The sequence below is a fragment of the Chromobacterium sp. FG89 genome (genome assembly GCF_057808735.1).
This window is the reverse complement of sequence record NZ_JBMDIQ010000016.1, coordinates 68,183-88,279: the sequence shown is the minus strand read 5'-3', so window position 1 is coordinate 88,279 and position 20,097 is coordinate 68,183. Positions and strand designations below refer to the sequence as shown.

At 64.7% G+C, this 20,097-nt stretch carries 15 protein-coding genes; 6 read left to right on the top strand and 9 right to left on the bottom strand.

The genetic code is table 11. From position 1 onward, the window contains the following. Positions 1–7: 7 nt before the first annotated feature. The 6 genes from ACODRW_RS16320 to ACODRW_RS16295 form a co-directional block, all read right to left on the bottom strand. Positions 8–475 (bottom strand): PaaI family thioesterase, encoded by a 468-nt coding sequence (locus ACODRW_RS16320; RefSeq protein ID WP_107799189.1) that lies wholly within the window; start codon positions 473–475, stop codon positions 8–10. Next, entirely contained in the window at positions 472–3,183 is a 2,712-nt protein-coding gene (gene gyrA / locus ACODRW_RS16315) for a DNA gyrase subunit A (protein WP_488906184.1), read from the bottom strand. Before gyrA ends, ACODRW_RS16320 begins: the two co-directional genes overlap by 4 nt. A 134-nt stretch (positions 3,184–3,317) precedes the next feature. Beyond that, a complete protein-coding gene (locus ACODRW_RS16310) occupies positions 3,318–4,799 on the bottom strand; it encodes a DNA recombination protein RmuC (RefSeq protein ID WP_233246669.1) in 1,482 nt (493 codons plus the stop codon). Next, complete coding sequence (locus tag ACODRW_RS16305) at positions 4,796–5,065, bottom strand: hypothetical protein (RefSeq protein WP_488906183.1); 270 nt, start codon at positions 5,063–5,065, stop codon at positions 4,796–4,798. The genes ACODRW_RS16310 and ACODRW_RS16305 overlap by 4 nt, the downstream gene beginning before the upstream one ends. 19 nt (positions 5,066–5,084) lie before the next feature. Continuing rightward, positions 5,085–6,800: a single-stranded-DNA-specific exonuclease RecJ gene (recJ, locus tag ACODRW_RS16300; protein WP_107799193.1), complete on the bottom strand. Its 1,716-nt coding sequence runs from the start codon at positions 6,798–6,800 to the stop codon at positions 5,085–5,087. A 6-nt stretch (positions 6,801–6,806) separates the two neighbouring features. Continuing rightward, positions 6,807–7,814, bottom strand: coding sequence for a hypothetical protein (locus tag ACODRW_RS16295; protein WP_488906182.1), 1,008 nt, complete (start codon positions 7,812–7,814; stop codon positions 6,807–6,809). A 240-nt stretch (positions 7,815–8,054) separates the two neighbouring features. Here ACODRW_RS16295 and ACODRW_RS16290 point away from each other — a divergent pair, with 240 nt between their 5' ends. From ACODRW_RS16290 to ACODRW_RS16270, 5 genes are all read left to right on the top strand, one after another. Further along, positions 8,055–9,389 (top strand): M23 family metallopeptidase, encoded by a 1,335-nt coding sequence (locus ACODRW_RS16290; protein WP_107799195.1) that lies wholly within the window; start codon positions 8,055–8,057, stop codon positions 9,387–9,389. After that, positions 9,389–10,486 (top strand): anhydro-N-acetylmuramic acid kinase, encoded by a 1,098-nt coding sequence (locus ACODRW_RS16285; protein WP_107799196.1) that lies wholly within the window; start codon positions 9,389–9,391, stop codon positions 10,484–10,486. Before ACODRW_RS16290 ends, ACODRW_RS16285 begins: the two co-directional genes overlap by 1 nt. A 116-nt stretch (positions 10,487–10,602) precedes the next feature. Beyond that, entirely contained in the window at positions 10,603–12,900 is a 2,298-nt protein-coding gene (locus tag ACODRW_RS16280) for a DNA translocase FtsK (RefSeq protein ID WP_488906181.1), read from the top strand. 59 nt (positions 12,901–12,959) lie between these two features. Beyond that, entirely contained in the window at positions 12,960–14,048 is a 1,089-nt protein-coding gene (gene hemH, locus ACODRW_RS16275; protein ID WP_488906180.1) for a ferrochelatase, read from the top strand. 279 nt (positions 14,049–14,327) lie between these two features. Beyond that, positions 14,328–15,551, top strand: a complete 1,224-nt coding sequence (locus tag ACODRW_RS16270; RefSeq protein WP_019101420.1) for a branched-chain amino acid ABC transporter substrate-binding protein — start codon at positions 14,328–14,330, stop codon at positions 15,549–15,551. A 150-nt stretch (positions 15,552–15,701) separates the two neighbouring features. On the opposite strand, the gene ACODRW_RS16265 is transcribed toward ACODRW_RS16270, so the two are convergent. Genes ACODRW_RS16265 through ACODRW_RS16255 form a run of 3 tightly spaced genes read right to left on the bottom strand, consistent with a single transcriptional unit; the run spans position 15,702 to position 17,649 of the window. After that, the gene (locus ACODRW_RS16265; protein ID WP_488906179.1) at positions 15,702–16,517 is read right to left on the bottom strand and encodes a crotonase/enoyl-CoA hydratase family protein; all 816 of its coding nucleotides are present in this window, start codon (positions 16,515–16,517) and stop codon (positions 15,702–15,704) included. Beyond that, on the bottom strand, positions 16,514–17,008 hold the full coding sequence (locus tag ACODRW_RS16260) for a DUF4442 domain-containing protein (RefSeq protein WP_227108215.1): 495 nt from the start codon (positions 17,006–17,008) through the stop codon (positions 16,514–16,516). The genes ACODRW_RS16265 and ACODRW_RS16260 overlap by 4 nt, the downstream gene beginning before the upstream one ends. 56 nt (positions 17,009–17,064) lie before the next feature. Beyond that, a complete protein-coding gene (locus ACODRW_RS16255) occupies positions 17,065–17,649 on the bottom strand; it encodes a TetR/AcrR family transcriptional regulator (protein ID WP_488906178.1) in 585 nt (194 codons plus the stop codon). Between the two features lie 223 nt (positions 17,650–17,872). On the opposite strand from ACODRW_RS16255, the gene ACODRW_RS16250 reads away from it, so the two are divergent. Continuing rightward, positions 17,873–19,921, top strand: coding sequence for a site-specific recombinase (locus ACODRW_RS16250; protein WP_488906177.1), 2,049 nt, complete (start codon positions 17,873–17,875; stop codon positions 19,919–19,921). Positions 19,922–20,097 lie beyond the last annotated feature (176 nt).

Here is a 20,097-nt window from a genome sequence, read left to right as displayed (position 1 = left end):
AAGCGGCTCATGCGGCGGCCTCCGGCAACATCGGCGTGCGGCTGGATTCGCGCATGAAGGTGGCCACGCCGTGGGCGATCGGATCGCTGGGCGATTCGTGGTAGCACACGGCGCGGGTAAAGGCGATCTGGCTGGCCAGGCGATAACATTCCGCCCGGCAGAAGATGGGCTTGCCCGGCGTGGCCGCCTTCAGGTAGTCGATGCGCAGATCCAGCGTGGCGATGGTTTCCATCTCCGGCAGATGCGCCGTCACCGCCACCGCGCTGCAGGTGTCCACCAGCGAGGTGATCACCCCGCCGTGCAGGATGCCGGTGACCGGATTGCCGACCAAGTCCTCGCGCCAGTCCACTTTCAGAGTGGGCCGGCGCCCCTCGGTGCCGATGTACTGGAAACCCAGGGCGCGACAGTGCGGAAAGGAGACGAAAAGCTGGCTCATCGCCTCCAGCACTTCGGGATTGGCCGGCGTCGGAATCATGCCTCGCCGCCCTCGTCGGCGGCTTCGACGCCGTCTTCGCCTTCCAGCGCGTCCGCCTCGTCGTCGCTATCGCTCTCGGCCACTTTCTCCAGGCCGATCAGCTGCTCGCCTTCGTCCAGATTGATCAGGCGCACGCCCTGGGCGGAACGGCCGGTTTCGCGCACTTCGGCCACCTTGGTGCGGATCAGCACGCCGCCGGTGGTGATCAGCATCACGTCGTCGGTTTCCTCCACCAGGCTGGCGGCCACCAGCTTGAAGCCGGTCTTGTCGGTCAGGTCCATGGCGATCACGCCCTGGGTGCCGCGGCTGGTCAGGCGGAAGTCGCCGGTGCGGGTGCGTTTGCCGTAGCCGCCGTTGCTGGCGGTCAGCACCATCTGGTCTTCGGAGTTGGTCACCAGCAGGGAGATCAGCTTCTGGCCTTCGCCCAGCTTCATGCCGCGCACGCCTCTGGAAGTGCGTCCCATCGGCCGCACCTGGCTTTCGCTGAAGCGCACCGATTTGCCGGCGTCGGAGAACAGCATCACTTGATCGCCCTCGACCGGCAGGCCGTCCTCGATCAGCTCGCCTTCAACCGCGATGTCTTCTTCTACGATGGCCTCGTCATCCTCGTCGCCCTGGCCGGCCACGCTCTTGCCGCAGGTCAGCGCCACGCCGATCAGATAATTGCCTTCGTCCAGATTGATGGCGATGATGCCGGCCGCGCGCGGCTTGGAGAAGGCGCGCAGCGGCGTCTTCTTCACGGTGCCGTCGGCGGTGGCCATGAACACGTACTGGTCGTCGCGGAATTCCTTGACCGGCAGCAGCGCGTTGATCTTCTCGCCCTCTTCCAGCGGCAGCACGTTGACCATGGGCTTGCCGCGGCTCTGACGACCGCCCTGCGGCAGATCGTAAACCTTGCGCCAGTAGCAACGGCCGCGGCTGGAGAAGCACAGCACGAAGTCGTGGGTATTGGCCACGAACAAGGTGTCGATGAAATCGTCGTCCTTGGTGGCCGCCGCCTGCTTGCCGCGGCCGCCGCGCCGCTGGGCGCTGTAGTCGTCGATGGGCTGGGCCTTGATGTAGCCGGTATGGGAAATGGTCACCACCATGTCCTGCGGGGTGATCAGGTCCTCGATATTGATGTCGCCGCCGAAAGGCTCGATCTCGGAACGGCGCGCGTCGCCGAACTGGGCGCGGATGGCGGTCAGTTCTTCGCTGATGATCTGGTTGATGCGCTCCGGCTTGGCCAGGATGTCCAGGAGGTCCAGGATCACCGCCATGATGTCGCGGTATTCGGCGACGATCTTGTCCTGCTCCAGACCGGTCAGGCGCTGCAGGCGCATCTCCAGGATGGCCTGGGCCTGGGCGTCGGACAGGCGGTAGCCGCTGGCCTTGAGGCCGAACTCTTCCGCCAGCCCGTCCGGGCGCGCCTTGTCCTGATCCACGCGGGACAGCATTTCCTCCACCAGCGGCGAACGCCATTCGCGCTCCATCAGCGCGATCTTGGCTTGCGGCGGGGTTTCAGACGCCTTGATCAGCGCGATGATTTCGTCGACGTTGGACAGCGCGACGGCCAGGCCTTCCAGGATGTGGCCGCGTTCGCGCGCCTTGCGCAGTTCGAAGATGGTGCGACGGGTCACCACTTCGCGGCGGTGACGCAGGAATTCCACCAGGATCTGCTTCAGGTTCAGCAAGCGCGGCTGGCCGTCCACCAGCGCCACCATATTGATGCCGAAGCTGTCTTGCAGCTGGGTCAGCTTGTACAGGTGGTTGAGCACCACTTCCGGCATTTCGCCGCGCTTGAGCTCGATCACCACGCGCATGCCGGACTTGTCGGATTCGTCGCGCAGGTCGGAAATGCCTTCGATCTGCTTGTCGCGCACCAGCTCGCCGATGCGTTCCAGCAGCCGCGCCTTGTTCACCTGGTACGGGATCTCGTCGACGATGATGGCCTGGCGGTCGCCCTTGCCGATGTCTTCGAAATGAACGCGCGCGCGCATGATCACGCGGCCGCGGCCGGTGCGGTAGCCTTCCTTGACGCCGGCGGTGCCGTAGATGATGCCCGCGGTGGGGAAGTCCGGCGCCGGAATGATGTCGATCAGCTCGTCAATGGTCAGCTCGCTGTTGGCCAGCAAGGCCAGGCAGGCGTCCACCACCTCGTTCAGATTGTGAGGCGGAATATTGGTGGCCATGCCCACGGCGATGCCGGAGGAACCGTTGATCAGCAGATTGGGGATCTTGGCCGGCAGAATCAGCGGCTCGTGCTCGGAACCGTCGTAGTTGGGACCGAAGTCCACGGTTTCCTTCTCGATGTCGGCCAGCAGCTCATGGGCGATGCGCGCCATGCGGATCTCGGTGTACCGCATCGCGGCGGCGTTGTCGCCGTCCACCGAACCGAAGTTGCCCTGACCATCCACCAAGGGGTAGCGCAGCGAGAAATCCTGCGCCAGACGCACGATGGTGTCGTATACCGCGCTATCGCCGTGCGGGTGGTATTTACCGATCACGTCGCCAACGATACGCGCCGATTTCTTGTACGCGCGGTTCCAGTCGTTGGACAGCTCGTGCATGGCGTACAGCACCCGACGGTGCACCGGCTTCAGGCCATCGCGCACATCAGGCAAGGCGCGGCCCACGATCACGCTCATCGCGTAATCCAGATAAGAGCGGCGCATCTCCTCTTCGAGGCTGATGGGGATGGTTTCCTTGGCGAACTGGTTATCGGTCATAGTTTCTTGATTCGTAAGGATGAACAGGCCGCGCTGCGATTGCGGGTGCATTCACGCGCCCGCCGCAGGGCGGCCAGCATAGGTAATGACAGCTCGTATTCTATCACGAAACGGTCATCTCCAACGGACTTCCGTCAGTCCGGACCGGGCTCTTCCGCCCCTTCCGCGCCCTCGTCTTCCGCCGCGCCCAGTTTAAGATGCTGCTGTAATTGCTTGTTATTGCGCACCCCCAGCTTGCGCAGGCGCTCGGCGCTGGCGACCAGGTTGCCGCGGCCGCTGGACAGCTGCTTCATCGCGTCGCCGAAGCTGTCGCGCGCCACGTCCAGCTGTTTGCCCAGCTTTTCCAGATTGGCGGCGAAGCCGACGAATTTGTCGTACATCGCCCCGCCCTGGCGCGCGATCTCCTGGGCGTTCTGGTTCTGGTATTCGTAGCGCCAGATGCTGGCCACGGTGCGCAGCGTCGCCAGCAGGGTGCTGGGGCCGACGATCATGATGCGGCGCTCGAAGGCCTCGTTGAACAAGCTCATGTCCTGCTGCACCGCCAGCAGATAGGCCGGCTCCACCGGGATGAACATGAACACGAAGTCCAGGGTGTTCAAGCGGTACAGGTCCTGATAGCGCTTCTCCGACAAGGTGCGGATGTGGTTGCGGATGGCCGCGACATGCGCCTTCATTTCCGCCGCGCGCTCGGCCTCGTCCTCGGCGGCGGTGTAGCGCACATAGGCGTTCAAGGACACCTTGGAATCCACCACCAGCTGCTTGCCTTCCGGCAGGTCTATCACTACGTCGGGCTGGTAGCGGCGGTTGCCGTCCTCGCCGGCCACCACGTCGGACACTTGCACCCGGTATTCGCGGTCCTTGTGCAGGCCGGAGGTTTCCAGCACCCGCTCCAGCACCATCTCGCCCCAGGAGCCCTGCGCCTTGCTGCTGGCGCCGGTCAAGGCCCTGGTCAGCGCGATGGCGTCGTCGCCCAGCCGGCTGTTGAGTTCTTGCAGGCGCTTGAGCTCCGCCTCCAGTGACAAGCGCCCCTGGCTGTCTTTTTCATAACTGTCCTGCACCAGTTTGCCGAAATCCTGCAGCCGCTGCTGCAAGGGCCCGAGCAGATGGCCGAGGTTCTGCTGGTTCTGCTCGGTGAAGCGCTTGGCCTTCTCTTCCAGGATGTCGCCGGCCAAGGCCTTGAACTGCCCCGCCATGCTTTCGCGCGCCTCGGTCAACAAGGCCAGCTTTTCGGCGTTCTGGCCGCGCTCCTGCTCCAGCAAGGTCGCCAGCTCCTGCTCGCGCGCGGTGAGCCGGGTCAGCTCAGCGCTCAGTTGCTCCAAGCGCTCCGCCTGCTTGCCGCGCTGCTGACGCATATCCTCCAGTTGCTTGGAATGCTCCTGCATCGCCGACCAATAGGCCGCGGCCTGCTGCTGGGCCTCCGCCAGTTTGCCTTCCTTATGCCGCGCCTCCTGCAACAACTCCCTGGCGCTTTCCAACTGCGCCGTCTGCGTGGCCAGGCGCTGCGTCCAATCCTGCAACTCCGACTCGCGCCGGCGCGCGCCCATGATTCCGGCTGCGGCCCAGCCCCCCAAACCCGCGACCAGCGCAGCCAGTATTGCGACCAACGGCATGCTCATTGCCGGGCTCTCCATAAATGAATTAAAGCGGCGCTCCAGAACAACAAGGCCAGCGCGAGAAACACACCGAATAGTTGCAAAGGCTCACTCCAGACGGCTTCGGCCGGGGCGAGCCACACGCAAACGCTGAAAACCACGGCAAGGACGCCGCCTCCCCATTTGAGCGCCGCGCCGAACCGCCCCCGGCTCAGCAAGCCCCAGGCCATCAGCAAGAGCAGGATGCCCAGCACCAGCGGCCAAGCAAGCAGGGCCAGCAGCCACGCCAACCTCCAGAGCGAAAGATCGTTAAACACCAGGAATCTTCCGCTCCAGATCCGTCGCCGCCCAGTGCTGCAAATACACTTGCAGTTCCTTGCGGCCCTGCCACTCGTTGGCGATCAACTGGTAGACCGCGTCGACATTGTCCGGCAGCCACTCCACCTGATTGAACAGCATGGCGTCGAACTCCTCGCCGTCGCGCGCCAGCCGCAGCTTCAGGTGCTTGTCGCCGACCACGCGCTGGCTCATCACCGCGAAACGGTCGTGAAAATACGGCACCGGGAAGCCCTGGCCCCACACTTCAGCCGCCAATTGCTCGGCGAACGCCAGGTTCAATTCGCGCGGCGCCAGGCTGCCGTCGGTTTCTATGGTGCGGGTCAGGTGACGCTCTTCCAGCAGTTCACGCGCCACCGCCTCGAAGGCGCGCTGGAATTCGTCAAAGCGCGATTGACGCAGGCTAAGGCCGGCCGCCATCGCATGGCCGCCGAACTTGAGGATCAGGCCGGGATGGCGCTTGAACACCAGGTCCAGCGCGTCGCGCAGATGGAAGCCGGGAATCGAGCGGCCCGAGCCCTTGATCTCGCCGTTGTCGCCGGGCGCGAACACGATGGCCGGCCGGTGGAAGCGCTCCTTGAGCCGGGAGGCGACGATGCCCACCACGCCCTGATGCCAGTCGTCGCGGAACAGGGTCAGCGTATAGCGGTTGTCGGCGTCGATGCCGGACAGCGCCGCCAGCGCCTCGTCCTGCATGCCGTGTTCTATGCTGCGCCGCTCGCGGTTGAGCTGATCCAGTTGCTGCGCCAACCGCTGCGCCTGCTCCTCGTTGCCGGACAGCAGGCAGGCGATGCCCAGGCTCATATCGTCCAAACGGCCGGCGGCGTTCAAGCGCGGGCCCAGCGTGAACCCCAGATCGAAGGTGTTGGCCTTGTAATGGGCGCGGCCGGCGACGCGGAACAAGGCGGCGATGCCCGGCGCCATGCGACCGGCGCGCATGCGCTTGAGGCCGTTTTCCACCAGGGTGCGGTTGTTCTGGTCCAGCCGCACCACGTCGGCCACCGTGCCCAGCGCCACGTAATCCAGCAGTTCGCCCAGATTGGGCTGGCCGCGCTCGTCGAAGACGCCGCGCTGGCGCATTTCGGCGCGCAAGGCCATCAGCACGTAGAACATCACGCCGACGCCGGCCAGGTTCTTGGACGGGAACTCGCAGCCCGGCTGATTGGGGTTGACGATCAGCGCCTCCGGCAAGGTGTCGCCGGGCAGGTGGTGATCGGTGACCAGCACCTCGATGCCTCGCGCCTTGGCGGCGAGTACGCCGTCCACGCTGGCGATGCCGTTGTCCACGGTGACGATGATGTCCGGGCTTTGGCGTGCGGCCAGCTCAACGATCTCTGGCGTCAGGCCGTAGCCGTATTCGAAGCGGTTGGGCACGATGAAGTCGACGCGCGCGCCCAGCATGGACAGGCCCTTGACCGCCACCGCACAGGCGGTGGCGCCGTCGGCGTCGTAATCGGCCACCACCAGCAGCCGTTGCCGGCCGGCGATGGCGTCGGCCAGGCGGCGCGCCATCGGCAAGATGTTTTTCAGGCTCTGATAGGGCAGCAAGGCCTTGAGGCCGTAATCCAGCTCGGCGCAGTCGCAGATGCCGCGCGCGGCGTACAGCCGCGCCATCAGCGGGCTCAGGCCCTGGCGCAGCAATTGCTCATGCGTGTCGGCGGGAATGGTTCGGGAAACGATTTGGGACATGTTTTCTCAATACAAGGCGGACAGCGGCAGCGGCCGCTTCCAGAATTTCCACAGGTCGTTGCGGCGCGCCCTCAGCTCCAGCCCCTCGGGGCCGTGCGCGCGCAAGACCAGGCTGTCGATCCGGCCCTGGCGCAGCGCCTGCAGCAAGGGCGCGAACCAGTCGCTCTCCAGGCGCTGCAGCGCTTCGCGCCAGCCCCAGGCGTCGCGGTACTGCGCCGCAGCCTGCAGCGCGTCCAGCACCAGCAGGCTGTCGCGGCCGCCGGCCTGCTCGACGAAGCCGGAGAAATCGTAAGGCGCCGGCAAGCAGGGTTCGCCGGCCTCGGCGGCGATCCAGCCCAGCCAGTCCTCGTCGGCGAACACCTGCTCGGCCGGCGCGCGCCAGCCCGGCTCCGCGCCGCCGCCCCACAGCCACAGGCTGTTGACGCCGAGTTCGCCGCGCGCCTCGCGCTCGTCGTTCAATGGATGGGCGTACAACAGCATCTGCAATTCATTCAGCAGCCGGCTCCAGTCCAGGCCGCGCTCGCCCTGCGGCAAATGCGCGTTGATGTCCTCGCCCACCACGTCCGGCAGCGGACTGAAGCTCGCGGCGGCCGGCGCGTCCAGCTGCAGCAGCCAGCGGCCCGGCTCCAGCGGGTGGATGCGCCAGCCGTCGTCGGCGAAATGACGGTTCGCCGCGTCGGCCAGGATTTCAGCCTCGGCCTGGCTCAAGCTCATCACGCCGATATCGGCCAGCAAGGCGCGGTCGCGGTCCACGCGCACATGCACCGGATCGGCCAGCAGCCAGTCCCCCCGCTCCGCCGGCAGGCCGGCGCCGCGCGCCCGCAGCCGCGCCAGACCCGCCGCGGAGCCGCGCCACGGCGCGGTCAACAGTTCGCTCAGCGCCGCCGGCCTGGCGGCGCGTTCGCCCTGGCCCAGCAGACGCTGCAAGGCGGGCAAATCCAGGCCCTTGCACACATCGGCGCCGTCGTGGCCGTCCAGCCAGAGCAGACCGGGCAACAACAATGTCAATTTCATTTATCGCTACACATGGATGACAAGATCGAAGTAATATCAAAGCCTTGCAAAAACGCCCTGGCATGGGCGCCCGGCGAAATCAGGCGGATAGCATCCGGAATCGCGGCTATAATTTACAGTTTGCACAGGAACTTATGCCGCGCAAGCTCCCCAAATGTTGAGACGCGGCCGCAAGGCCTGTGATTGGCAAATACGGAATTTACATAAGGTTGGCTCATGGCCAGCCTTTTATAGTGAACGATGGATTATCGCAAACTGCTACATATCCCGCAAAAATGCTTCCACAAGCTGATGAACCACCATCTGAGCTTGATCGGCGCGGCCGCCTCCCTGCCCTTGTTCGGCATGGCCACCGCTTTCGCCGTAGCTCAGAACGGCGCCCAACCCGCCGCCGCGGACATCCAGCAAAAAGAAGTGACCGAACAACTCAGCCTGCCCGCCTTCAGCTTCAGCGAGAGCGGCACCCGTTATTGGCGGGACGAGGCGATACAGCGAGGCGACACCATCGCCCGCGTGTTGAACCGGCTGGGCATCCGCGACAGCGAAGCCAACCGCTTCCTGCACTCCAGCCCCTTGTCCAAGGACCTGCTCAAGCTGAAGACCGGCGCCACGCTGTCGGTGCAAACCAACGATCTGGGCGAACTCTTCGGCCTGCGCTTCCTCAATGACGACGAGAACGGCGAACAGGTGCTGGTGGCCATCGAAAAGGTCAAAGGCGAATGGCAGGCCAGCGCCGACCCGATCGCCACCGAGGCGGTGCAGACGGTGCGCTCGCTGCTGATCACCCGCTCGGTCGGCGCCGCGCTGGCCAAGGCCCAGGTGCCGCGCGACATCCGCGCCCAGCTGACGGAAATCTTCGCCGATCAGTTCAACATCAACTCCCTGGGCAAGGGCGACCGCATCAATCTGGTGTACGAAACCCTGCTCTACAACGGCGCGCCCATCGCCGCCGGCAACCTGCTGGCGGTGGAAATCCAGCGCTCCGGCAAGCTGCACCAGGCGTTCTACTTCGCCCACGACAGCGAATCCGGCGCCTATTACGACGCGCAAGGCAAGCCGATCAAACAGGGCTTCAGCCACCAGCCGGTGGCCAACGCCCGCATCAGCTCCGGCTTCGGCTTCCGCAAACACCCGATCCTGCGCTCTCTGCGCCTGCATTCCGGCGTGGACTACGCCGCCGTCACCGGCACCCCCATCATCGCCCCGGCAGACGGCACCATGGTCAAGGTGGAGCGTCAAAACGGCTATGGCAATATGGTGGAAATCCGCCACAATCAGAAAATGACCACGCTGTACGCGCACATGAGCCGCTTCGCCCAAGGCGCCCGCTCCGGCAAGAGCGTCAAGGCTGGCGAGGTGATAGGCTATGTCGGCAGCACCGGCCGCTCCACCGGCCCGCATCTGCACTTTGAAGTGCGGATCAACGGCCAGGCGGTGGACCCGGCCACCAACGCGCTGCCGACCCCGGGCCTGAGCGCCACCCAGCTGGCCGAGTTCAAATCCGGCAACCAATCGCTGACCGCGCACCTGAAACTGCTGCGCGAACTGCCCACCAATATCGCATTGCTAGACTGATGAATGAACGCTTGATCGGACTGATGTCCGGCACCAGCCTGGACGGCGTCGACGCCGTGCTGGTGCGCTTCGACGAACAGGGCGCGCCCAGCGTGGAAGCCGACCACTTCGTCGCCTACCCGCCGCGGCTGCGCGAACAGGCGCTGGCGCTGCAGGCGATCGGCGACAACGAACTGGACCGCGCCGCCCGGCTGGCCAATGAACTGGCCGAACTCTACGCTCAGGCCGTCAACGGCCTGCTGGCGGCCGAGGGGCTGAAGCCGGCCGACATCGCCGCCGTCGCCAGCCACGGCCAGACCATACGTCACGCGCCGGACGCCGGCTACACCTGGCAAATCGGCAATATGGCCCGCCTCGCCGAACTGAGCGGCATCGACGTGATCGCCGACTTCCGCAGCCGCGACCTGGCCGCCGGCGGCCAAGGCGCGCCCTTGGTGCCGGCCTTCCACCAGGCGGTGTTCGGCGCGCCGGAACAAAACCGCGTGATCCTGAACATCGGCGGCATCAGCAATCTGACCCGGCTGCATCCGGGCCAGGCGGTGGTCGGCTTCGACTGCGGCCCCGGCAATATGCTGATGGACGCCTGGTGCCTGCGCCACCAGGGCCGGCCCTACGACGCCGACGGCCAGTGGGCGGCCCAGGGCGCGGTGGAGAACTCGCTGCTGCAGGCCTTGCTGGACGAACCCTTCTTCCGTCTGCCGCCGCCCAAGAGCACCGGACGCGATCTGTTCGACCTGCCCTGGCTGGAGCAAAAGCTGCTGGGCCGCCATGTGCCCGCCGCGGACGTGCAAGCCACGCTGCTGGAATTAAGCGCGCGCGGCATCGCCCAGGCCATCGCCCTGCACTGCCCCGGCAATCAGACGGTCTTCGTCTGCGGCGGCGGCGCGCGCAACGGCGCGCTGATGCGCCGGCTGGCCGCGCTGCTGCCGGAGCAAGCCATCGCCGGCACCGCCGCGCTGGGCCTGCCCGAGCACCAAGTGGAGGCCGCCGCCTTCGCCTGGCTGGGCTGGCGCTTCTTGCGCCGCCTGGCCGGCAACCTGCCGGAAGTGACCGGCGCCGCCGGCGGACGCGTGCTCGGCGCGCTGTATCCCCGCTAAGCGTTTCAATAGGGAACGCCATCAAGTCTTGTCAGCGGAGCTGAATACATTCCGACACGCTTAAACCGGGCGTGTCAGGCTATAATCAGCGACAGTCATAGCCGAACAAGAGAAAAATGCGACTTTTCAAGCGCAAAGCCGTAGTCAAAAACAGCCAGACGCCGCTGCCGCCGCAGCTGGCCTCGCTGCTGCGCGAGGCGTGGTGGCTGCTGATGGCCGTGCTGGCCGTCTATCTGGTGCTGGTGCTGGCCAGCTACTCCCCGCTCGACCCCTCCTGGTCCCACAGCTCTTCCGACCCCACGGTGCGCAACTACGGCGGCGCTTTCGGCGCCTGGCTGTCCGATATGCTGCTCTATGTGTTCGGCCTGTCCGCCTGGTGGCTGGTGGTGTTCTGCCTGGTGGCCATCGCCTGGGGCTATCAGCGGATGGAAACCCTGGGCTTCAAGCTCAATCCCATCACCGTCGCCGCCATCGGCGGCTTTCTGCTGCTACTGTTTTCCAGCGCCAGCATTGAAGCCATCATCCTGGCCGAAAAAGCGCTGAATCTGCCGCTGTCCGCCGGCGGCATGCTGGGACATTTCATCGGCCTAGGCATCGCCCACGGCCTGGGCCTGTCCGGCGCCTATCTCTTGCTCAGCGTGCTGGCCGCCATCGGCTTCTCCCTGTTCACCGGCCTGTCCTGGCTGGACATCATGGAACGCCTGGGCGGCGCGCTGGAAGACGGCGCCCTGAAGCTGTGGCACAGCTGGCAGGCGCGCAAGGACAGGGAAATCGGCAAGGAAATCGCGCAGAAGCGCGAAGCCAAGATCACCACCGAGAAAAAGAAGAACGAAGAGAAAATCCCTCTGCGCATCGAACCGCCGGTGCTGGACGTGCCGCTGTCCACCAAGGCGCAAAAGCCGGTGCAGCACTCCTTGTTCGCCGACCCCAAGGACGGCGCGCTGCCCGGCCTGACGCTGCTGGAAGCGCCCAAGGAGCAGCAGGAGCCGGTATCGCAGGACACGGTGGAATACACCTCGCGGCTAATCGAACGCAAGCTGGCCGACTTCGGCGTCGACGTCAAAGTGGTGGCCGCCTATCCCGGCCCGGTGATCACCCGCTACGAGGTGGAGCCCGCGGTGGGCGTCAAGGGCGCTCAGGTGGTCAACCTGATGAAGGACCTGGCGCGCGCGCTGTCCCTGGTGTCCATCCGCGTGGTGGAGACCATTCCCGGCAAAACCTATATGGGCCTGGAGCTGCCCAATCCCAAACGCCAGATCGTGCGTCTGTCGGAAATCGTCGGCTCCGACGGCTACCAGAACATGGCCTCCCGGCTGACCATGGCGCTGGGCAAGGACATCGCCGGCCAGCCCGTGTCCGCCGACCTCGCCAAGATGCCGCACGTGCTGGTGGCCGGCACCACCGGCTCCGGCAAATCCGTGGCCATCAACGCGATGATCTTGTCCCTGCTCTACAAGTCCACGCCCAAGGAAGTGCGGCTGATCATGGTTGACCCCAAGATGCTGGAATTGTCGATCTACGAAGGCATTCCGCATCTGCTGGCCCCGGTGGTCACCGATATGAAGCAGGCCGCCAACGCGCTGAACTGGTGCGTGGCGGAGATGGAGCGCCGCTACAAGCTGATGTCCAAGCTGGGCGTGCGCAATCTGGCCGGCTTCAACCAAAAGATCAAGGACGCGGACAAGGCCGGCGAGAAGATCCCCAACCCCTTCAGCCTGTCGCCGGAAACGCCTGAACCGCTGGACACCCTGCCGCTGATCGTGGTGGTGATCGACGAGCTGGCCGACCTGATGATGGTGGCCGGCAAGAAGATCGAGGAATTGATCGCGCGGCTGGCGCAGAAGGCGCGCGCCGCCGGCATCCATCTGATCCTGGCCACCCAGCGGCCGTCGGTGGACGTGATCACCGGCCTGATCAAGGCCAATATCCCGACGCGGATCGCCTTCCAGGTGTCCAGCAAGATAGACAGCCGCACCATTCTGGACCAGATGGGCGCGGAAACCCTGCTGGGCCAGGGCGACATGCTCTATCTGCCGCCGGGCACCGGCTACCCGGTGCGGGTGCACGGTGCCTTCGTCGCCGACGAGGAAGTCCACCATGTGGTGGAGTTCCTGAAAAGCACCGGCGGACCGGACTACGTGGAAGGCATTCTCACCGGCCAAAGCGAGGGCGACGACGGCGCGTCCTCCGGCCTCGACGGCGAATCCGACGGCGAAGCCGACCCGCTTTACGATGAAGCCGTCGCCATCGTGCTCAAGACGCGCAAGGCGTCCATCTCCTCGGTGCAGCGTCATCTGCGCATAGGCTACAACCGCGCCGCGCGGCTGATCGAGCAAATGGAGTCCGCCGGCCTGGTTTCGGCGATGGAAAGCAACGGCAACCGCGCAGTGCTGGCGCCGTCCCGCGAAGACTAAGACAAGCCACCAAACCCGGCCGGGCGCCATGCCGCCCGGCCTCAACCAAGAGGTCCCGCATGGCGGATTTCAAGCCCGAACCCCCGTTTCGTCACGACTACGCGCCCAAGACCGGCGTGCTGCTGATGAATCTGGGCACGCCGCAAGCGCCCACCGCCAAGGCGCTGCGCCCCTACCTGAAAGAATTCCTGTCCGACCGCCGCGTGATCGAAATCCCGCGCGCGCTCTGGTGGCTGATCCTCAACGGCGTGATCCTGAACACCCGCCCGGCCCAATCCGCCAAGAAATACGCGGCGATCTGGGAAAAGGACGGTTCGCCGCTCTACACCCACACCCGCCAACAGGCGGCGCTGATCAAGGGCCAGCTGGGCGAGATGGGCTTGCGCAATCTGGTGGTGGACTTCGCCATGCGCTACGGCGAGCCTTCGGTGGAAAATGTGATCGCCCGCATGCGCGAACAAGGCGTGGAACGGCTGCTGGTGCTGCCCTTGTATCCGCAATACGCGGCCTCCTCCAGCGCCACCGCCTTGGACCAGGTCTTCCGCGCGCTGATGAAGCTGCGCAATATGCCGGAGCTGCGCACCATTCGCCATTTCCACGACGACCCCGGCTATATCCGCGCGCTGGCGGAACAAGTGCGCGCGCATTGGCGCGAACACGGCCGCGGCGACAAATTGGTGATGAGCTTCCACGGCGTGCCGCGCTTCACCCGCGACAAGGGTGACCCCTATCACTGCGAATGCCAGAAAACCGGACGCTTATTGGCGGAAGCGCTGGGCTTGACGCAACAGGAGTACCAAGTCTGTTTCCAAAGCCGTTTCGGCCGCGCGGAATGGCTGCAGCCTTATACCAGCGAAGTATTGGCTCAGTTGGGCAAAGACAAGACCGGCAAGCTGGATATTCTCTGTCCCGGCTTTATCGCCGATTGCCTGGAAACGCTGGAAGAAATCGCGATGGAAGGCAAGGAGACCTTTCTCAGCCATGGCGGCGGCGAATATCGATACATTTCGTGTTTGAATGAAAACCCGCAATGGATTCACGCAATCTCGACTATGATCAAACAGAATCTGGCGGGATGGTGCGAGGCCCCGGAGGAAAACGCCCCGCTGCGCCAGGAACGGGCCAAGGCCTTGGGCGCCAAAATCTGAAACCGGACTGCCGGCAAAAATCCGAACAAGTCGTTTAAATTCAAAAACTTGAAAAACAAGAAACGCCACCTGGCAGTTATTCCAGGTGGCGTTTGCGCTTTAGACACACCATTACCCAAGAAGTTTACAAATAGTTGCACCCCTCCCCGGTTTTGACATTGACACTCGCGCAAACAGCTACCCATAATCAAACGCAACCAATGGTCATTTTCACCAAATACCGTTGGCCACAAAGAGATGACTAGAGTCTACAGAATAGAGAATCAGGGGATACATCACATGAACAAATATGTCCGCCTCAGCGTCATTGCCGCTGCCGCCATGACCCTGGCCGCCTGCGGCAAGCAAGAGCAACCGGCCGCCAACCAGGCGGCTTCGGCCCCGGCTCAAGCCGCAGGCGACGGCGCCGTCGTCAAGATCGGCCAGGTATCGCCGATGTCCGGTCCGATTTCCCATCTGGGCAAGGACAATGAATACGGCGCCAAGCTGGCCATTGCCGACCTGAACGCCGCCGGCGTGGAGATCGGCGGCAAGAAGCTCAAATTCGAACTGGTGTCGGAAGACGACCAGGGCGACCCGAAGATCGGCACCCAAGTGGCGCAGCGCCTGGTTGACGCCGGCGTGGCCGGCGTGGTGGGCCACCTGAACTCCGGCACCACCATCCCCGCGTCCAAGATTTACTCCGACGCCGGCATTCCGCAGATCTCTCCGTCCGCCACCAATCCGGACTACACCAAGCAAGGCTTCAAGACCACTTTCCGCGTGATCGCCAACGACGTGCAGCAAGGCCGCGCGCTGGGCGAATTCGCTGCCACCGGTCTGAAAGCCAAGAAGATCGCCATCATCGACGACCGCACCGCCTACGGCCAGGGCCTGGCCGATCAGTTCGAGGCCGCGGTCAAGGGCAAGGGCGCCGAAGTGGTGAAACGCGAGTTCACCACCAACACCGCCACCGACTTCAACGCCATTCTAACCTCGATCAAGGCCAGCAAGCCGGACCTGATCTTCTACGGCGGCATGGACGCGCAAGCCGGCCCGCTGGCCAAGCAGATGCAGCGCCTGGGCCTCAAGGCCAAGCTGATGGGCGGCGACGGCTGGCAGACGCCGGAATTCATCAAGCTGGCCGGCGAGGCTTCCGACGGCCAGTACGCGTCCAGCTGCGGCGTGCCGCGCGACAAGATGCCGGGCTTCGCGGCGTTCAACGACAAGTTCAAGAAGCAATTCAACACCGAGGTGCAGATCTACGCACCGTATGAGTACGACGCGGTGATGGTGCTGGTGGACGCGATGAAACGCGCCAAATCCACCGACCCCAAAACCTATCTGGCCGAAGTGGGCAAGACCGGCTACACCGGCGTGACCGGCAAGATCGCCTTTGACGACAAGGGCGACATCAAGAACGGCGCGGTGACCGTGTACCAGGTCAAGGGCGGCAAGTGGGAAGTGGTGTCCACCGTCGGCGGCGAAGCCGCCGCCGCGCCGGCCGCCAGCGCCGCCCAGTAAGCCCAGTCCTACCGCTTGAACCGAAGAGGCGCTCCGCGCCTCTTTTTTTTACGCCCCGCCGCTCTCGAAGCGCGGCGGCGGGTGAACGGGGCCAAGAACGAACAATGGCGCCCTAAGGCGCCATTGGAAACCCGCGAGACAAGCCTCGCTTCAGTCGCGGAACTGCGCCGCGTGCCCGGTCAGGATGGCCATGCCGGCCTTCTGGATGTCTTCGGAGATCAGCATCGCCGCGTTCCAGTTCGCCACATATTCAAGGCCGTCCGCCACCGAGTGGTCCCGGCTGTAATTGAGCACCTCCTTGCAGCCGCGCATCGCCAGCGGCGACTTGCCGGCGATCAGCCGCGCCGATTCCAACGCCGCCGCCAGCACCGCGTTCGCATCCGGCAGCACGCGGTTGACCAGGCGGATGGCCAACGCTTCTTCCGCCGTCGCGTCGCGGCCGGTCAAGGCCAGCTCGCGCGCCAGGCCTTCGCCTACCACCCGCGGCAGCCGCTGCAGCGAGCCCACGTCCGCCACCATGCCGACGTCGATCTCCCGCACCGAAAACACCGCGTCCGCGGCCGCAAAGCGGAAATCCGCCGCCAGCGCGATGTCGAGGCCGCCGCCGACGCAGGCGCCGTGCACCGCGGCGATCACCGGCTTGCGGCAACGCTCCAGACTATTGACGCAGCCCTGCAGATCCAGGATCAGACGGCGCAATTTCTCGCGCTTGCGCGCCTCGCAGTCGTCGGCGATCTCCGCCTGCACGCCCATCAGCATGCCCAGGTCGATGCCGGAACAGAAATGACGGCCCTCGCCGGCCAGCACGCCCACGCGCGCGGCCGGGGTGTCGTCCAGCCACTCGAAGGCGGCCCGCAAGTCCTGCCACATCCGCTGGTTCAGCGCATTGGCCTTGTCCGCGCGATTGAGGCGGATCAAGGCCACGTGTTCGTTCAGCTCGATCCGTATCGTTTCCAGATTGATCATGCCGCCGCTCCTTGTTCCGGACGTTTCTTGGGAATCCACGCCCACAGCATTTCGCATTCGATCGGCGATTCGCCGGACTCGTCGGTGACCAGCACCGGCACCAGCACCTCGCCCTTTTCCGTGTCGTGCATCAGCTGGATCTGCTCCGCGTTCAGGCTGGCCACCGCGCGCATATCGCCTTGCGAGCGGCGCACATAGTTGACCTTCATCGATTTGAGCAGCATCAGCTTGTCGTCCGGCATATTCATGCCGACGACGAAGCCGGTCGAGGTCTCCGCCAGCAGGGCCATCGCCGCGGCGTGCACGCCGCGGATGTGGTTCTGCACCTTCTTGCGGTTGCGGATGGACACCGTCAAACGCTGATGGCCCACCTCCTCGAAACGCAGGCCCGCGGTGGACAGAAACGGCACGATCTTGCCGAACATCATGCTCAATACCGTGCTGCGCATTCCCGCCGGCAACTTGCCCACTTTGTCGGCAATGCGGCTCATGCTGTTTTTCTTGTACTCCATGTAGCGCCCCTCTGTTGTTGTCGTGATTCCGGCACTCAATGCCCGCCCAGGCCCAGCACCGCGCGCACTTGCTGCTTGATGGTCTCCAGCGCGTGCTGGTCTATGCGCGCCAGCTGCAGCGCCCCTTGCAAGGCGGAAAACAGCATCATGCCGATGGCCTCCGGCGTGCCGGCGTAACGCATCTGGCCGCTGGCCGCGCCGCGCCTGGTGATGTCCACCGCCCACAGCCGCATCTCGTCGATGAAGGCCGCCGCTTCCCGCTGCATTTCCTCCGGCAGCGTCAGGAATTCGGTGCTGAGAATGCCGCTGGGACAGATCAGCCGGTGCTGCCGGTAATAGCTGTCGCTCAGACCGAAATACGCCTCCAGCTGCGCCTGGGGATCCAGCGCCGCCTGCTGGTCGATGAAGCGCTGGAAACGCCGGCGGTAACGCTGGATCAAGGCCACGCCCAGATCGCTTTTCTTGGGGAAGTGATAATGAATGGCGGCGTTGCGCACGCCCAGCTCCGAGCTGATGTGCTGGTAGCTGAAAGCGTTGAAGCCCCGGCTGAGCAGCAATTGCTCGGCGATGTCCAGGATGCGCTTGCGGGTGTCGGTCTTGGGATCTGGGCCTTGAGTCATGCGAAGCACTCTACTTACTGGTCAGTAAGGTGTCAATTGCGCGATTTTGCAAGCAAAGCTGGAAACTGAATCAATCGTCCCCATCTCTAAACCCCGATGCCGATTCCACGCGCCGCCGGCCGTCCGCGCCGCGTCGGAAAATCAGCCCGCTTGCGCCTACCATTAAGGTCATGGGCCGGAATCGCGCCCCCATCACCCACTAGCCCCCTAACCAGCACCCTAGATGAGCGAAAACAATCAGTCCCCCAGCCTGGAGCAGGCCTTGCGCCAGGTCAGCCAAGCGCCGGCCCAGCTCGACGCCCTGTCCGCGCTGCTGCAGTGCCTGCGCCCCGACGACGCCGGCAAGCCGCAACAAGCCGTCGTCAATCTGCAGGCGCTGTCCTATCTGCTGGAACACCATGCCGAATACCGCGCGGCCCTGCGCAAGGCGCTGCTGCAATTGCTGACCGAAACCCGGCAGATTCCGCTGTACACCGAATGCGGCATCCTGGCCAACGAAGGCTTCGGCTCCACCTTGCTGCGACGCGTCGGCGAACGCATTTTGCCCATGCCTTATAAGGCGGATTCGCTGCAGGACCGCTTCAGCCGGCTGTTTAGCTGGAAGCAGGACTACATCTGGCTGGCGGCCATCCCCGACGCCACCTGGCACGCGCTGTGGCGGGCGATGGCCTGGCAGGAGAACGACAACGCCGACGGCTGGCAGCAGACCCGCCTGCAGTTGCTGGAATCGGTGCAAGTGCTGTCGGCCCAGATCACCGCCATCGGCCTGGAGCCGGAGCTGGTGCGCATCAATCCGGACATCGAACGCTTCGAATCGCCATTTCTCAATCTGAACGCCGAGGTTCAGCGCTACGTCGACGGCTACCGCCGCGATCTGATCGAGGGCCTGCCGCGCGCCGAGGACGACAAGCACGTGCTGGTGCTGCTGGACCAGTGCGAAAGCATACTCAACAAGGTGCGCAAGAACGCGCGCCGCTTCGGCATCTCGGTCAACCTCACCTACCACGGCCTGCGGCTGGCGCAGAGCATCGCCCGCATCCGCGCCTTGCTGGCCATCCTGGACCCGGAACACGACCCGGCCGCGGAACCGCACTTGTTCCAGCTCATCGTCACCTTCGCGCGCGCGGAAAACCGCAAATACAGCCTGCGCGATCTGTTCAAATCCAATGTGGAGCTGCTGGCGCTGCAAGTCACCGAGCACGCCGGCCGCCACGGCGAGCACTACATCGCGGAAAGCCGCAAGGAGTGGTCCGCCATGGCCAAGGCGGCGATGGGCGCCGGCCTCATCGTCGGCTTCATGGCGCTGATCAAGCTGATGCTCAGCCGCGGCCACCTGCCGCCGCTGTGGGAAGGCATCGCCTTCGGCCTCAACTACGCGATCGGCTTCATCATCGTGCAAATCCTGCACCTGACCATCGCCACCAAGCAGCCGGCGATGACCGCCGCGCGCATCGCCGCGGTGCTGCACGAAAACAACGGACAAAAGAAGCAGCTGGAGGACCTGGCCGACCTGGTGGTCAAAGTGATGCGCACCCAGTTCGTCGCCATCCTCGGCAATGTGCTGCTGGCCATCCCCACCGCCGGCCTGATCGCCTTCGCCTGGCAGGCCGCCTTCGGCGCGCCGGTGGTGGACGTGGCCAAGGCGCAAAGTCTGCTGCACGACATCGACCCCATCCACAGCCTGGCGCTGCCCCACGCCGCCATCGCCGGGGTGTTTCTGTTCCTGTCCGGCCTGATCGCCGGTTATTACGACAACAAGGCGATCTACCGCCGCATTCCTGAGCGCATCGCCTCCCACGCCGGGCTGAAGCGGCTATTGGGCGAAAACCGCGCCTGGAGACTGGGCAACTATATCGAACACAATCTGGGCGCACTGGCCGGCAACTTCTACTTCGGCATGTTCCTGGGCCTGACCGGCACCATAGGCTTCATCCTCGGCCTGCCCATCGATATCCGCCACATCACCTTCTCCGCCGCCAATCTGGCCTTCGCCACCGTGGCGCAGGACTTCCAGCTGCCCCTGGCCACCGTGCTGCTCGGCTGCGCCGGCGTGGCGCTGATCGGCCTGACCAATCTGGCGGTCAGCTTCTCGCTGGCTTTGTGGGTGGCCTTGCGCTCGCGCAAGCTGTCCGGCAGCCTGCTGTGGCCGCTGGTGCCGATGCTGCTCAAGCGCTTCCTCAGCGCGCCGCTGTCCTTCTTCCTGCCGCCCAAGACCGTTGCGCAGGAAGACGCCGCCGCGGACCCCGCCGCCGAGCTCAAAAACCACTCTTGAGCCGCTGCAGGGCCGTCAACCGCCCGGCCCGGCCCGCGTTATTGCGAGAGTCGGGCCGGGGATTAAAGTTGACGGCCAAACGGCCGATAACATGACAGTATTCCCCCGCCGGCTGGCAGCCGGCGGCCCCGTGATGGAACACGCAACGACCACAACGCTTGATTTTCTCGCAAGAC

Bases quoted from the DNA above. Each gene is read 5' to 3' on its own strand.
- ACODRW_RS16310 (WP_233246669.1), bottom strand. From the start codon at position 4,799: ATGAGCATGCCGTTGGTCGCAATACTGGCTGCGCTGGTCGCGGGTTTG.
- ACODRW_RS16285 (WP_107799196.1), top strand. From the start codon at position 9,389: ATGAATGAACGCTTGATCGGACTGATGTCCGGCACCAGCCTGGACGGC.
- ACODRW_RS16270 (WP_019101420.1), top strand. From the start codon at position 14,328: ATGAACAAATATGTCCGCCTCAGCGTCATTGCCGCTGCCGCCATGACC.
- ACODRW_RS16295 (WP_488906182.1), bottom strand. From the start codon at position 7,814: ATGAAATTGACATTGTTGTTGCCCGGTCTGCTCTGGCTGGACGGCCAC.
- ACODRW_RS16260 (WP_227108215.1), bottom strand. From the start codon at position 17,008: ATGAGCCGCATTGCCGACAAAGTGGGCAAGTTGCCGGCGGGAATGCGC.
- hemH (WP_488906180.1), top strand. From the start codon at position 12,960: ATGGCGGATTTCAAGCCCGAACCCCCGTTTCGTCACGACTACGCGCCC.
- gyrA (WP_488906184.1), bottom strand. From the start codon at position 3,183: ATGACCGATAACCAGTTCGCCAAGGAAACCATCCCCATCAGCCTCGAA.
- ACODRW_RS16290 (WP_107799195.1), top strand. From the start codon at position 8,055: ATGGATTATCGCAAACTGCTACATATCCCGCAAAAATGCTTCCACAAG.
- ACODRW_RS16265 (WP_488906179.1), bottom strand. From the start codon at position 16,517: ATGATCAATCTGGAAACGATACGGATCGAGCTGAACGAACACGTGGCC.
- ACODRW_RS16250 (WP_488906177.1), top strand. From the start codon at position 17,873: ATGAGCGAAAACAATCAGTCCCCCAGCCTGGAGCAGGCCTTGCGCCAG.
- ACODRW_RS16320 (WP_107799189.1), bottom strand. From the start codon at position 475: ATGATTCCGACGCCGGCCAATCCCGAAGTGCTGGAGGCGATGAGCCAG.
- recJ (WP_107799193.1), bottom strand. From the start codon at position 6,800: ATGTCCCAAATCGTTTCCCGAACCATTCCCGCCGACACGCATGAGCAA.
- ACODRW_RS16280 (WP_488906181.1), top strand. From the start codon at position 10,603: ATGCGACTTTTCAAGCGCAAAGCCGTAGTCAAAAACAGCCAGACGCCG.
- ACODRW_RS16255 (WP_488906178.1), bottom strand. From the start codon at position 17,649: ATGACTCAAGGCCCAGATCCCAAGACCGACACCCGCAAGCGCATCCTG.